Origin of the sequence: Pokkaliibacter sp. MBI-7 (assembly GCF_029846635.1) — a bacterium.
Classification (GTDB): Bacteria; Pseudomonadota; Gammaproteobacteria; order Pseudomonadales; family Balneatricaceae; genus Pokkaliibacter.
This window is the reverse complement of sequence record NZ_JARVTG010000001.1, coordinates 1700772-1714972: the sequence shown is the minus strand read 5'-3', so window position 1 is coordinate 1714972 and position 14201 is coordinate 1700772. Positions and strand designations below refer to the sequence as shown.

The following is a 14201-nucleotide window of genomic DNA, read 5'->3' as shown; positions in this document are numbered from 1 at the left end:
ACAGCTCTGTGGTGAGGACAACAACAAATGAGCAAGCCCCTGTTTCAGGTCGCGGTCAGCCCGCTGTCCTGGGTCAACGATGTACTGCACGATCTGGGTGCGGATACGCCGCTGGAAACCTGCCTCAGCGAAGCGGCCGGAGCAGGCTATGCCGGCGTGGAACTGGGGCGAAAGTTCCCTCGTCAGGCCGGGCTGCTCAAGCCCATCCTGCAGCCCTTCCAGCTGCAGCTGGCATCCGGCTGGTACTCGGGCTTTCTGGCTGAGCGCAGTGTCGAAGAGGAAATGGCATCAGTGGCAGACCACGCCCGCCTGCTCAGGGCCATGGGCAGCAAGGTCATGGTGTATGGCGAGTGCGGCAGGATGGTGGCCGATGCGCCTCTGGATGCGCCGATGACCTGTCGCCTGACCCTGAGTCAGGCGGAAATGACCGCCTACGCCCGCCGCCTGAGCCGTTTCTCTGCCTGGCTGATCGAGGCGTATGGGCTGCAGCTGGCCTACCACCATCACCTGATGATGGTGGCGGAAACCGCCGATGAGGTCTGTGCCCTGTTCGATCAGACCCGTCCGGAAGTGGGACTGCTGCTGGATACCGGTCACGCTCAGGCCGCGGGATTTGACTACCGTCAGCTGCTGCAACGCTATGGGCAGCGCATTGTGCACATCCATCTGAAGGATGTGCGTGCGGACATCATGGCCGCTGTGCGCAGGCAGGATCTGAGTTTCAACGAGGGGGTACGGCAAGGCATGTTCACCGTGCCCGGTGATGGCTGTATCGACTTCTCCGCGCTGGCTGATTTCGTGCGCACCACCGCCTACTGCGGCTGGCTGGTGGTGGAAGCCGAACAGGACCCGCAGCTGGCACCGCCACTGCCCACCGTCAGCCGTGCCCGAGCCTTTATTCGTGAGGTGTTTGGCGGCTGAGGCGGGCGCCCGCGCCATGCTATTCAGTCAGCCACCTTCTTCCTTCAGCCAACAACAAGAACGAGGAATTTTCCATGTCCAAACCCACTCTCAGGGTCGGTCTGATCGGCTCCGGCTTTATGGGGCAGGCCCATGCCGATGCCTTTCGTCGTGCCCGTATGCTCTATCCCAATCTGCCGATGGTGCCTGAGCTTTATGCTCTGGCCGATGCCAGCGACGAACTGGCGGCAGCGGCGGCCCAGCGTCTGGGGTTCAGCAAGTCCTATGGGGACTGGCGTCAGCTGGTCAATGACCCGAATGTCGATGTGATCGACATCACCTCGCCCAACCATCTGCATTGTGAAATGGCACTGGCGGCTATTGAGGCCGGCAAGCATGTGTACTGCGAGAAGCCACTGGCGGTGACGCTGGAGGATGCGCAGCGGATGGCCGCAGCGGCTCGCCGCAAGGGGGTGAAGACCTTCGTTGCTTTCAACAATATCAAGACACCGGCAGCGATGCTGGCCAAACAGCTGATTGACCGTGGTGATATCGGTACGCCGACCCGCTTCCGCGCCTGGTTCGATCAGGGCTTTTTCAATGATCCTGACCTGCCGTGGAGCTGGCGTTGCTCACGCCGCGATGCCGGTACCGGCGCGCTGGGGGATCTGGGCTCCCACGTGATCAGTGTGGGCCAGTATCTGATGGGTGACATCAGTGAAGTGACAGCCCAGGCACAGACCTATTTCAGTCAGCGGCCGATTCCTCAGGGGGGCTCAGGCTATGGCGCCAGGGCTGAACAGGGAGCACAGCAGGCCGAAGTGGAAAATGAAGACCAGATCCAGTGTCTGGTGCGCTTTGCCAGCGGCGCGGGAGGCACCATCGAAGCCTCGCGTATCGCGGCGGGCAAGGTGTTTGGTGTGTACTGGGAAGTGTCTGGCACCGAAGGCACCATCATCATGGACGGTGAGCGCTTCAACGAGCTGAAGATCTCCCGCTTCAACGATCCCAAGCCTGACCGTGGCTTCAAGACCATTCTGGCTGGTTCACAGGTGCCGCAGTTTGCCGGCTTCTTTGGCTTTGACTTCGCCGGTGGTGGTCTGGGCTACTTCGATGTCAAAGTGATTGAAGTGCATGACCTGATCAGCGGTATTGCCGGCACCACTGCCTGTTTCCCTGACTTCGAGTTTGGTCTGGCCAACGAGCAGATCATTGATGCCATGGAACGCTCTCTGACATCACGGCAGTGGGAGCAGGTGCAGGCTTAGCCGGCACGTTAATGCTCGCTGAGTGACTCCTTTCCCCCTGGCTCACCTCTCCGTTGAGTCAGGGGTTTTTGTTTTGCGCAACTCAGGCCGTGTTCTGCGCTGAGTGCCTGTCGCTATCGTCTGCCTGCATCTGGTTGCCAGAACAACAAGGGTTTACAGCGCTGTGCCAGCCGGTTAGCGTCTGCTGCAGTAAATGAAAGTGACTGTCAGCCTGAGTACCGTTATGACTCCCGTTGCCCTCAAACCCTATATCCATCGTTTTGCTCTGGCCTATGTGATTGCCTCGACGGCCGTGGGCTTTATGGTGACCTTCCTGCATATCGGCTCCAGCGCCTCGGCGCTGGCCATGCTGCTGGCGTCCTATGTGGTGACCTATCTGTTTGTGAAGAAGGAGAAGCGTGCACCCACTGTGGCTGAGCGCTGGCGCCTGATTGTCGGCTCGCTGACCAGCCTGTGGCTGATCACGCTTGCCGGGTTATGGATCATGTTTACCTTTGAGCCTGCCAGTGGCCCCCTGCATCAGCATCTGGTTACCCTGCCGCTGAAGGGCATGGTGGTGGTGTTTGTGCTGGTCAGTGTGATTTCTGTATTCCTGCTCAATCTGTCTTATGGCTGGTTCGCCCGCTCCATGAGCCGGTATTTTTATCCCGAACAGTGAGGCGTAGCACTGCACCGTGACAGACCGCCGCTGGCCTGCAGCCGGCCGCAATGCAAAAAACGGGATGGTCAGTGACCATCCCGTTTTTTAATCATGAACTGTCTGCGAGGATCAGGAGGCCGCGGGTGACCAGTTATCATGCAGCTGCACCGGCAGGCCGGTCTGCATTGACACCTGTGCCGCCTCGGCCAGTCGCTGGGCTTCCAGCCCGTCACGGATGCCTGCCAGCGGCGTACTGCCGTGACGCAGCAGGTCGATAAAGGCCACCATCTCGTTGCGATAGGCTTCGGCAAAGCGCTCGATAAAGTAGTTCATCGGCTGAGCCGTACGGAATCCTGTCGCATCTCCCACCCGCACGGCGTGCACACCGGTATTCTCCACATAGAGCACTTCACGGGCGCACAGGGCTTCCAGCCGCTGATCGTAGCCGAACGGAGCCCGGCGGCAGTTGTTCATGCTGACGAAGCGGCCGGAAACGGAGGTCAGGGTGATCATCGCGGTATCGATATCACCCGCGGCACCGATAGCCGGGTCAATCAGACAGCCCCCTACGGCATAGACCGTGCTGATCTCTTCGCCGAGCAGGTAACGCGCCATATCAAAGTCGTGGATCGCCTGATCACGGAACATGCCGCCGGAGCGCTCAACGTAGCTGACAGGGGGAGGCGAGGGGTCGCGGGTATGCATGACCACCTGCTCCAGCGGCCCGGCCTCACCGCTGGCGATCCGATCCCTCACCATGCGGAAGTTCGGGTCGTAGCGGCGCTGGAAGCCCAGCATACAGGGCACGCCTGCCTGCTCCACCTTGCGTGTGACTTCCTCTACCAGCGCAAAATTGAGACTCACCGGCTTCTCACAGAAGATGGCTTTGCCCGCTTGCGCCGCCTGCACCAGCAGCTCGGCATGGGTGTCGGTAGAGCTGGCGATAATGACGCCGGTGATACTGGCGTCGGCAAACACCGTGGCGGCATCGACCACCTGCGCTCCGGTCTGACGGGCAATACTGGCGCGGGCCTCAGAGGCGATGGGGTCGACCAGATAGACAATCTCCACCCCGGCGATGGCGGCGGCGTTGAGGGCATGCACGGCGCCAATACGGCCAGTGCCAAAAACAGCCAGACGAATCATTGCTGCAGCTCCTGTTGACGTTCTTCGATAGTGACCCAGCGGCGCTCGCGTTGTGACACCAGCACGGCATCGACCACCAGTGCGGTATGCACCGCATCACGGAAGGTCGGCCATAACGGCCGGTCAGCGACGATGCCTTCAATCAGATCACGCATCTCCACCACGATCATGTCGTTGTAGCCGAAACCATGACCGCTGCCGATGCAGAACTGGCCGTAGTCAGGGTGCTGCGGACCGATCAGCAGAGTCTTGTAACCACTGCGTTCGGCGGGGTCGGTGGCTGAATAGTATTGAAGCTCGGCCATGCGCTCCTGATCGAAGAACAGGCTGCCTTTGGTGCCGATGACTTCATAGGTCAGCCCCATTTTGCGGCCGGCGGCAATGCGGCTGGCCTCGAACGAGCCCAGCACTCCGCTGGCAAACTTCACCAGAAAGTTGGTCTGGTCATCATTCTCAACCTCGGTCGGTGTGCCATCGTCGCCGGGACGCTGACGGTGAATGATCTGACTTTCACCGATGACTTCGGCAATCGGGCCGCACAGATAGTGCGCCAGATTGATAATGTGCGAGGCCAGATCACCCAGTGCACCGGCCTTACTGGCGTAGCGCTCCTGCAGCCGCCAGCCGCCAGTGGCCTGCGGGTCGACCAGATAGTCTTCATTGTGGGTTGCGCGAAAGTGCACGATGTCACCAATTTCACCGTTGCTGATCATCTGTCTGGCCAGCTGGGTGGCGGGGTTCTTGATGTAATTGAAGCCGACCAGGGTTTTGACGCCAGCCTGTTCTGCTGCCTGAGCCATCTGTTCCGCTTCACGGGGAGAGAGAGCCAGCGGCTTTTCGCACAGCACGTGCTTGCCTGCGGTAATGGCAGCCAGTGCCATTTCCTTGTGAACATGGGTGGGGGAACAGATGCCGACTACATCCACTTCGGCATCCCTGACCAGGCTTTGCCAGTCCGCGGTGGCGCGATGGAAGCCCAGTGCGGCAGCCTTGCTGTCGGCACTGTGTTGCTGGGTAGTGGCGAGCAGCTCGCGCACCGGGTTGGCGGACAGCTCGAAGGTTGCACCGACGCTGCCAAGGGCGATGGCGTAAGCCTTGCCCATGTAGCCGGCGCCGATCACCCCGAACTTCAGGGTCTTACGCTGGGTGCTTGCAGACATGTCTCCATTCCTTTTTTTGTTGTGTGTTACGGTCCGGCAAGGCAAGCTGCGCCAGCAGACTGCACCGTTGTAGCGTCCGTAAACAGGGCGTTGGGAATGGAGTTACTCTAGAGGAAGAAGGAAAAGGCGGTACATGACTGAGGTTGGAGAAACATATCCATGATCACACTGCCGATCACACCCGAGGCCGGTTACTTTGGTCTGGCACGCTATCCGGCTGGCGGCACCCACGGGCCACGGATTCAGACCAGTGTGCAGTTCGTCTACATGATTTCCGGCGAGGTGGAAATTTTCGTGGATGATCAGCCGATGCGGGTGCCTGCAGGCTCGATGGCGTTACTGCTGCCGGGGCGGCGCGAGTTCTTCCGCTTTCATCGCAGCCGTCCGAGCGAGCACAGCTGGTGTCAGCTGGATTATGCGCAGATGCCGGAAGGGCTGGTGGCGGCCCTGAGTGGCCTGTCGCCACAGCTGCCGATCAATGCAGAGATTGAACAGCTGCTGGAGCTGGGGCTGGCGGTGTCGGCCTCCAGCCATATCGATCCCAGTGTTGCGGTCGTCAAGCTGGGTGAAGCGCTGTTCCAGTACTATGTGGCACTGGATGCGTTGCCGCCGAGCGAGCGACCGGCACCGATCCCGCGCAGTGTGCGGCTGGCCTGCCAGTACATCGCCCGCCACTATCCGGAACCGCTCACACTGGAGCAGATTGCCCGTCACGCCAACTGCTCGGTCAACCACCTGATCAATCAGTTCAAGCAACGCTTTGGTATCACGCCGGGGCGCTATCTGTGGCAGACCCGCATTGAGCGGTCTGCCTCGCTGCTGCGTCAGACCGACATTCCGGTAGCCGCGATTGCCGAGCAATGCGGCTTCAGCTCGCCTTTTCACTACTCACGGATGTTCAAGGATATTCATCAGGATTCCCCGCGCGCTTATCGGGCACGCTGGCGGGAACTGGCAGAGACGTGACAGGCAGGAGGGCAGGGGCGTGTAGTCAGCCCCTGCTGGAGCGCTATACCGGCATTTTTGCACCGACCACTTCGTAGTGGCGGACAAAGGTGTCGGGCTCCAGCTCATAGGCTTCGTCTTCCGGATACAGACGCGCGGTTTCAATATCATCACCCGCAAAACCGCTGACGGACTGCAGATCTTCCCAGAAGGTAATCAGCGTGACTTCTGCGGCCTGCTCAAGCTCTCGGGTGAAAATCTGGGCGCCACGGAAGCCGGGGGTCATGGCGGTATCCTTGACGCCGGTCTGGTACAGATAGTCGATAAAACCCTTCAGGTGATGAGCCGGACAACGGGCTTTCCACTCTCTGGCAATCATTTCTTTTCCTCAGATACTGCTGCTGGGTGATTCTAGCAGGTCGTTGAAAATCTATCTGCGTTGCCGAATACCGCGTCAAAAACCGGCTCAAAATGCTCATTTAGCCCACTAAACTCCGCTTTTTCGCCTGTTTCTTGTGCCCTCGGGGTATTTCCTTGTCTCGGCTGCCTCGATAACGTTTTTCAACGGCCTGCTAGGGGGCCATAAAGGCTGGCACAGATACTAATGTGTTGCGGCGCGGAAATGAATGTCCTGACTGTACTGAATGACTGTTAATTGCCGCGGCTGTTTGCATTCACACTGTCCTTTGGGACAGTTCTGGCAAGCGGAGTGACAGGGCACACTGCTGTACAGACAACCGTGGGTGACAGGTACGGATGTTATGCGAACAAAGGTGTGATTTAAGGAATTGAATAAAGAAATGGAATTTAATAACGGCGTAATAGATGTTTATCAAAAAATACAGACCAGCGTCTGAAATGAAACCAGTGCCATTACCGGCCTGTATCATTTTATTTTGTTGAACATTTAGCTGTTAGGTCAGGTCGCACTATCCTGCCACTTTAAACAGAGTCTGCGGATTCATTGCAGCGGCTCTTGATTAAATGAGGAAAAAAATAAATGCGACACTCCGCGAAAACAGAATTGGTAACGGATATTTCCCTGCTGGCAATCACTGCTGACGGGCAGGCAGACAGTCATATCAAGGATGGGCGAATGCGTATCGATGCCCGTTATCTGAAGCAATTGCGACGTTATCGGGGCCTGAGTCAGGAGCGTCTGTCTGATGGCTGTATTGATGCCGGGCACTATGTATCGCTGTCATCGATCAAGCGTGCCGAGGCGGGGAAGTGCATTCTCTATCGTACTGCGGGCAATCTGGCCCGTTACTTCAATATCAGTGTCGAGTCGCTGATGGGCAAGGACGACTGAAGTTCCTGCTTTCTGGCAGGTCAGTCTGTTGAACCCCTGCCACCGCTTTCCTGTCAGATGACCACCCCGCAGGCGATAACCTGCGGGGTGGTAGCGTTGAGCCGACGCGTTCAATGCCCCTGCGGGACGAGCCTGAATCAGGCAGATACGCTGATGAACGGATCCCAGTTGAAGTAACCGATCACCTGACCATTGGCGTTATTCACCAGCTGGAAGGACAGGGTGTACTGGATCTTGTTCTGTGGCTCGATCACCGTGCCCTGCGCTACGTAGGTGTAGTTATGGTAGAGCTGCACCGGGCCGGTCGGGTCAGAGCCAGACGGCAGATACAGGCTGGTATGCATATTGAAATAGGTCAGGGGCGTGATGCTCTGTGCCGGGTTGAAGTTGCCCGCATAGAGGAAGGCCGTGTAGTCGGCGTTGTTGTCAAAGGTGGTCATGGTCCAGCGGATGGTATCACCGGAGTTGGCTTTGACATCCAGTTCTGAGCCGCCCTGATCGTTCGCCAGAAAGCTGTTCTGGGTGATCATCGCGATATACAGATCGGACGACTGCCAGGAGCCCAGATTGGTGGGGCTGCTCTGGCTGCCTGGCTTCAGTGAGCCGTCTTTGAGTTGCTGCGCCAGATACTCGCCGTCGACGGCAATCAGAATATCGATCATGGTCAATTTCCTTCTATGCGGATGATGATGAAACATGGTGCGTTACCCTTTTTAGGGAAAGGCAGCGTGACTGAGGACAGCGGGACAAAAGACAGCTAATACAGTTTTTATGGGTATTGCCGTATTGGCCTGCTGTGGAAATAAGCATAAAAGGCCGACTCTGGCTAAACAGCGCCAATATGGATTCAGTAGCGGGTCGTATTGGGTTGGCTTTCTGGAGAGGCAGGTCGATACATTTTTAATTGTCAGCATTATTCGTCTTACAGACAGGGTTTACATTTATTAACCTGCGGCGGCTGGCGAATTGGGCGAATGACAAAAAAACAACAGACATTTGGAAGTGGCTCTTTACTATGAATGCCCAGTTCTGAATCGAATCAGTCTGAATTTGGGTATGACGGCGTTGACAGTACCCTCTGTGGTCTGGCCGTACGGAAGGGAGTCTTGTGTTATGGAATCTGCCCAGTTGGCGTATCAGGACGCCATGTCATTACTGGATATCAGCGTGGCCAGTCTGGCCGTGCGCAGCGAGGAGGACTTCCAGTCGCTGCTGCAGCAGGTCAAGAAGCTGCTGCCCTGTGTGCGGCTGACCTATCTGCAGCTGGCACGGGAAGCCCAGGGTCTCTACCCGCTGCTGTTGCAGGGTCTCAACCTCAGGGCGGAAGAAACCGCCAGCCTGCTGCGCCCTGATTATCTGCAATCCAATAAGGAAGTCGGTTTTGTGCTGGCCCAGCGCTGCCCGATCTGGCTGGAATACCGCGACCCCCAGTGCGAATACTCGGTACTGGGGCAGGATAACCTGATTGGTCATCTGAGCGGGCAGACACTGCACAACTGCAGCATCCTCAATGTTGATATCAGCCAGCACCAGCGTGAAGAGCACTTCCGCCTGATTCTGTCGTACCTGTTACCTCATCTGCATGAGGCGGGGCGCCGGGTAGCGGCACACAGTGATGACGGAGTGGAGAAGGTGGTGTTTTCCCAGCGCGAGGCCGAAGTGCTGCGCTGGCTGCACGAAGGTAAATCGAGCTGGGAAATCGGGGTGATTCTGGGGATCAGCGAGCGCACGGTGAAGTTTCATGTCGCCAACATGTGCCGCCGTCTGAACGTCTGTAATCGTATGCATCTGGTTTCCAAAGCCATGCATATGAAGATTTTGCACTGATCGTAAGCTCAGTACGCCTGCCACTGTCTTTCCTGCGGCAGGCGTACTCTGTGCTACCAGTAATAACTGCCCTTGATAAACACCCGGTTCTGGCTGCGGTAGCCGGAAAACAGTGCCTGATCACCCCAGAATAAATCACTGCCCACCGCTACCTTGACATCACCGTTGAGCCGATAGCTGGCCTGCATCTCATTGAGACCGCTGTGACCGGCCAGATCGACAATGGCCAGATTGCTCAGCACCAGATCGTCGTTATGCAGACGCTTCTCGCCATACAGTGACAGCATGCGCTGTTTGTTCTGCCAGTCCGGTTTTGACAGGCCATCACCCCACAATGCCTGCAGGCTGAGACTGTAGCTGGCGCCGTTGTAATCCAGTGCCAGCAAGGCTTTGGCCAGATCGCCACGATGCCGCACGCCATCACTGTCGGCTACGGCCTCGTTGAGATACAGCCCGGCATCACCGCGTACGACCCAGGCGTCGATGGCGCGGCTGAACGAACTGCCGATAACCTGCCGCCGTGCGTAGCGTTCATGCAGACCCTGACTGTCGAGTTGCAGCAGCGGGTCCGGATTCCAGCCATAGTAGCCGTACAGACTGACGTCGATGGCATCGCCGCTGTAACTGCCGCGCCAGCCGAAGCTGTGATCACGCAGGGCATGACCGGGCTCGCGCACGTCAGCCTGATCGCGCAGCTGCTGGAAAGTATGGATACCGGCAGAGGCAAAGTCGCTACCGTCGGCAGGCAGCGTGGTGGCGGCAAAATCAGGGATCCACAGCCATTGCTGGGTCCAGCGCTCACCGCTCCATTCGATATTGGCCATCCACAGGGAATGACGGGCCTGATTGAATTCCTCGACATAGCTCAGCAGGTAGTCGCTGAGATCCTGCGGGTTGACCACATCCAGCACGCGAAAGTAATCGGCCTCACCCCAGGTCACCTGTTGTTTGCCAAGGGTCCAGCTCCAGCTGTCACTACCATCACGCCAGTACAGCTCATGCAGCCAGAGATCATCACTCAGCTCATGGGCATCGGTACCGGCAAAGCGGGCCTGACGATAATAGGGGTCGATATAGCCACGGCCGACGGCAGTCCAGCTGGCCCCGGAATCCAGTTGCTGGCCCAGACTGAATTTCAGCTTGAGTTTTTGTTGTGCCCAGCCGCGCTCGGCTTCCGGCAGACGATAGTCGAGACGGCTGGACAGCTCGCCGCTCCAGTCCAGCGGCGCAGCCTGCGCCGCGTTGACCGGTAGCCACAGCGTCGTGGCCAGCAGCAGGGCAGATGCCGCAGCGCGCGGCATCAGGGCGAAGATGTACTGCATAGAAGGCTCATTTCACTGCCAGGGCTGCGGTGCTGCAAAAGTTCAGGATCAGTCCGTGGCAACCACCCATGCATAGCAGGGTGGCGCCAGCTGACTGACAGCGGAGGGCGGCAGCACCGCAGCAGAGAGGATTACCAGCGTTTACCCAGCTGCTGGCGGTTGAACAGGCGGTCATTGACGGCCACGTCGTAGCTGATGTTCTTCACGTACATCCGCGTGCTCTGGCCGCTCTGCAGGTTGTCCATACGCTGCTGGGTGATGGTCCAGATATTCTGAATCTGCTCAACCTTTTCCACTTCCATGCGTTTCAGCAGGCGTCCCTGCTCATCGTAGAAGTCGGTGGCGACGATCAGCTGATACTGCGGATCCACCCACAGCACCTTGCGGCTGTAACCGGTCTTCTCCAGCACGGTGTCCTGTCTGGCGGTGGCTTCCAGCTCGATGACCGGGCGGTCGTGCCACATCACCTGTCCCTTGCTCTGGTAACTGAAGTCTTCCGGGCGCAGCCATTCCAGATCAGCGTAGATAAATTCCGAACCAATAAAGCGCCCCTGCTTGTTGCGCGCGGCCAGCTGCTTGGCTTTGCGCAGGGCGGGCAGATACAGATAGATGCTGTCGTCGTCTGAGCTTTTTTCAGCATCGCTCTGGAACAGCAGGCTGGTGCCCGCCACGTCCTTGGGCTCACTGATATACATCAGGGTGTCGCGGCTCTGGCCTTTGTCCTGCTCCAGATAGCGTACCTGCCGGGTGTCGCGCAGTTGCTGGCCCTGCCACAGTTCAAGAGTGATGTCGGCCTGACGGCTGTTGCCATCGGCACGCCATTTGACGGCCTCCATCAGCTTTTCCGGCGTCAGGCTGGCCATCTCGCTGGTGTTAGCGGGTGCTTCTGCCGCCTGCAGCGTTGCCGCGGACAGCAGGCCTGTCAGCAGCAGTGAGCCCAGCCGGGCGTAGCGGGCGGTAAGGCGGTGTGCAGGTGAAGCTAAAAAAGAAAACAACATGGGCATTCCTTGTCTCAGGGAGAGGGCAGTCCCCGGCTGCTGTGGCAACCGGGAAGGGCGGCTCATTCCGGCAGTTCGCTCGGATAACCATTGATGCGCAGTGGGATAACACCGGGCAGGTCAGCGACCTGCGGCGCCGGTGGCTTGCGGCCAAACAACACACACAGCGGCAGTACCAGAAAGGTGAACAGGGCCGACAGCAGCATGGTGGAGCTGACCAGCCAGCCCAGATTGATCAGTGCCTGATGGCTGGAGAAGGTCAGCACCAGAAAGCCGCAGCCCAGCACCAGAGTATTGAACAGAATGGGGGCGAACTGCTGGCGGATGGCGTCGGCCACGGCTTCGCGGTTGCTGCCGGGGTGCTGGCGGCAGTGGTTGAGGAAGTAGATGGCATAGTCGACGCCGATACCGATGGCGATGGGCGCCACGATGGCGGTACCGACATCCAGATACTGCCCGCTCCAGCCGAGCAGGGCAAAGTTGCCCGCGACGACGCCGACCAGCGGAATCACACCGATCAGGGCATAGCGCAGGGAGCGGAACAGGGCCAGCAATAGCGCCGTCACCACCGCAAACGACAGCAGCAGACTGGTGATCTGGGTATAGATGATCTCATCGCGGGTGGCGATCAGCACTTCACCAAAGCCTGCCGGAATAATCTCCACCTCAGGCAGTTGCTGGTGAATCACCGGCGTGATGCGCTGGACGATATCGGCCATGGCCGAGGTCTGGTCGGTTTTGACGAAGACGATGATGCGTGCCAGCTGATAGCTGCTGTCCACCACGTTGAAAATCTCGTTGCCGTTGCTGTTCTCATAAAGGAACAGGTACTGAGCGTAGAGATCATTGCTGGCGGCGGGCAGGTGATATTGCTGCGGATCATCACCATGCATTGCCTTGTTCATCAGCTTCATGAAGTTGGGCAACGCATAGACCGCACCGACCTTTGGATGGTTCAGCAGTTGCTGCTGCACCTGTTCCAGCCCTGCCACATGCTGGCTCTGCTTGAAGTAGCCGGGATGCGGCGCACGTAACACGAACTCCAGGGTGGCGGCACCACCGAAGTCACGTTTGAATTCGCTGTTGTCCTGATAGACCCGGCTGTGGGAGGAAAAATAGCCGATCATCTCGTTATCGATCTGCAAACGCTGGATGCCCAGACCGCAGAGGATCAGCACGGCGATCACACCGATGCTGAGGGCGCGGGTATGGCGGGTGACCAGTTGCTGAGTCAGGCCGATCAGCCGTTGCATCAGTGCGGAAGGGCGGGCCTGTTCAGTCTGTCGGGCCGCAGGCAGCCACAGATACAGGCCGGGGAGCAGGGTCAGGGTGATGATAAAGGCGTAGGCCACACCGAGGGCGACGAAGGCACCGAACTGGGCGATAAAGTGAATAGGTGTCCAGCACAGTGACAGAAAGCCGCCAATGGTGGTCAGGCTGGTCAGCAGCATGGGCACGGTCAGGTGGTTCAGCACCTTGCCCAGTCGCTGAGTCTTGAGGCTCTGGCGGTCAAGGCTGGCATCGGCGGTGCTCCCTCCTCTGTGACGATAAGCCGCAATAAAGTGCACGCTGTCGGAGACGCCAATGGCAATCAGGAACACCGGCAGCATGGTGCTGACGATATTCTGCTGGAAACCCAGCAGCACCATGCTGCCCAGTGTCCAGATCACACTGAGGAAGGCCACGCCAATGGGGATCAATACGCTGCGTGGCGAGCGGAACAGCAGCCCCAGTACCACCATCACCACCAGCAGAATCAGCGGAAAGAAGCGATTGCTGTCCTGCTCCATGGTGGCGGAAGTCTGGGCGAAGATGGCCGGTGGTCCGCCGATGGCGTAGTGATCACGCAGCTGCAGCTGCTCGATCAGGGCCGCCGTGGCATCGTACATACGGCGCATGGCCGGAGCATCGTCCTGCGGAATCGACAGCTCCACCAGCGTATTCACCGCCTGTGGCGAGCGGGAAATCATCACATCCCGCAGCAGGCCGTTGGCCTGAGCTTCAGCAGCCAGTTTGCTGCGCCCGGCCTCGTCGGCGGGGACACGGAACATCAGCGGATGGATATCCAGCTCATCGCCATTGGCGGTGATGCTTTCAATGCGAACCAGCGAGCGCACTTTGGTGACCGGGTGAATACGGGTCTGCATTTCCTGCAGCCAGCGCTGGTCAGCCTTGTCCAGTATGCCCGCTTGCTGCAAACGCTGCTGCAGGGTGCGGATCTGATCGATCTGCCGTGGCTGTAGCGGGCTGGCAAACTCCAGACCGCTGCGGTCATGGGCGGGCAGGCGCTGCACCAGCTGCTGCAGGCGGCTGACATCGGTGGTGTTGGTCAGGGTCAGCTGCTCCAGCGCCAGGGTCAGTTTATGCAGGTCTTCCAGACTGTCGGCGTTGTAGATGCTCGCCTGCTCGGTACGGGTGGCGATCATCAGGTTCTCGCCGCTGCCGCTGAAGTGGCTTTTCAGAAACTGATCGGCCTGACGGCTGGGGTGGCTCTGGTCGAGAAAGTAGGGGGTGGCATTGGTCTGCAGACCGCTGGCCACATAGGCAAAGCCCAGGGTGATCAACAGCACCAGGGCAATCAGCAGTTTGTAACGGCGCTCCAGCAGGCGGAGATAGCCTTGTATCAGCTGCATGGCAGGCTTCCTTGTCAGTGGTCCGACGCGGGTCGGTGATCCACGGTGGT

General features: G+C 58.7%; 13 protein-coding genes. 6 read left to right on the top strand and 7 right to left on the bottom strand.

Features of this window, described 5'->3' with window-relative positions:
• Window positions 1-27 precede the first annotated feature (27 nt).
• The 3 genes from iolE (at window position 28) to QCD60_RS07680 (ending at window position 2826) form a co-directional block, all read left to right on the top strand.
• Entirely contained in the window at window positions 28-921 is an 894-nt protein-coding gene (gene iolE / locus QCD60_RS07690; protein ID WP_279783931.1) for a myo-inosose-2 dehydratase, read from the top strand.
• A gap of 74 nt (window positions 922-995) precedes the next feature.
• Window positions 996-2168 (top strand): Gfo/Idh/MocA family oxidoreductase, encoded by a 1173-nt coding sequence (locus tag QCD60_RS07685; protein ID WP_279783929.1) that lies wholly within the window; start codon window positions 996-998, stop codon window positions 2166-2168.
• A 193-nt stretch (window positions 2169-2361) separates the two neighbouring features.
• Window positions 2362-2826 (top strand): ABZJ_00895 family protein, encoded by a 465-nt coding sequence (locus tag QCD60_RS07680; RefSeq protein WP_279783927.1) that lies wholly within the window; start codon window positions 2362-2364, stop codon window positions 2824-2826.
• Between the two features lie 111 nt (window positions 2827-2937).
• On the opposite strand, the gene iolG is transcribed toward QCD60_RS07680, so the two are convergent.
• Window positions 2938-3954 (bottom strand): inositol 2-dehydrogenase, encoded by a 1017-nt coding sequence (gene iolG / locus QCD60_RS07675; protein ID WP_279783926.1) that lies wholly within the window; start codon window positions 3952-3954, stop codon window positions 2938-2940.
• The gene (locus QCD60_RS07670; protein WP_279783924.1) at window positions 3951-5114 is read right to left on the bottom strand and encodes a Gfo/Idh/MocA family oxidoreductase; all 1164 of its coding nucleotides are present in this window, start codon (window positions 5112-5114) and stop codon (window positions 3951-3953) included. Before QCD60_RS07670 ends, iolG begins: the two co-directional genes overlap by 4 nt.
• Before the next feature lie 159 nt (window positions 5115-5273).
• On the opposite strand from QCD60_RS07670, the gene QCD60_RS07665 reads away from it, so the two are divergent.
• Window positions 5274-6080, top strand: a complete 807-nt coding sequence (locus QCD60_RS07665; protein WP_279783921.1) for an AraC family transcriptional regulator — start codon at window positions 5274-5276, stop codon at window positions 6078-6080.
• Window positions 6081-6123: 43 nt separating this feature from the next.
• Here QCD60_RS07665 and QCD60_RS07660 read toward each other — a convergent pair whose 3' ends face one another.
• The gene (locus tag QCD60_RS07660) at window positions 6124-6438 is read right to left on the bottom strand and encodes an antibiotic biosynthesis monooxygenase (RefSeq protein WP_104153703.1); all 315 of its coding nucleotides are present in this window, start codon (window positions 6436-6438) and stop codon (window positions 6124-6126) included.
• Window positions 6439-7059: 621 nt separating this feature from the next.
• Between QCD60_RS07660 and QCD60_RS07655 the strand changes: the two genes are divergently transcribed.
• Complete coding sequence (locus QCD60_RS07655) at window positions 7060-7371, top strand: XRE family transcriptional regulator (protein ID WP_279783916.1); 312 nt, start codon at window positions 7060-7062, stop codon at window positions 7369-7371.
• A gap of 137 nt (window positions 7372-7508) precedes the next feature.
• On the opposite strand, the gene QCD60_RS07650 is transcribed toward QCD60_RS07655, so the two are convergent.
• Complete coding sequence (locus QCD60_RS07650) at window positions 7509-8033, bottom strand: AidA/PixA family protein (RefSeq protein WP_279783914.1); 525 nt, start codon at window positions 8031-8033, stop codon at window positions 7509-7511.
• 451 nt (window positions 8034-8484) lie between these two features.
• On the opposite strand from QCD60_RS07650, the gene QCD60_RS07645 reads away from it, so the two are divergent.
• Window positions 8485-9198, top strand: coding sequence for a LuxR family transcriptional regulator (locus QCD60_RS07645; protein WP_279783912.1), 714 nt, complete (start codon window positions 8485-8487; stop codon window positions 9196-9198).
• Window positions 9199-9251: 53 nt separating this feature from the next.
• Here the strand turns inward: QCD60_RS07645 and QCD60_RS07640 are convergent, their stop codons facing one another.
• The 3 genes from QCD60_RS07640 to QCD60_RS07630 form a co-directional block, all read right to left on the bottom strand.
• Entirely contained in the window at window positions 9252-10520 is a 1269-nt protein-coding gene (locus QCD60_RS07640) for a DUF1302 family protein (RefSeq protein WP_279783910.1), read from the bottom strand.
• Window positions 10521-10651: 131 nt separating this feature from the next.
• Window positions 10652-11518, bottom strand: coding sequence for an outer membrane lipoprotein-sorting protein (locus QCD60_RS07635; RefSeq protein ID WP_279783908.1), 867 nt, complete (start codon window positions 11516-11518; stop codon window positions 10652-10654).
• A 62-nt stretch (window positions 11519-11580) separates the two neighbouring features.
• Window positions 11581-14151 (bottom strand): MMPL family transporter, encoded by a 2571-nt coding sequence (locus QCD60_RS07630; protein ID WP_279783906.1) that lies wholly within the window; start codon window positions 14149-14151, stop codon window positions 11581-11583.
• Between the last annotated feature and the right edge of the window lie 50 nt (window positions 14152-14201).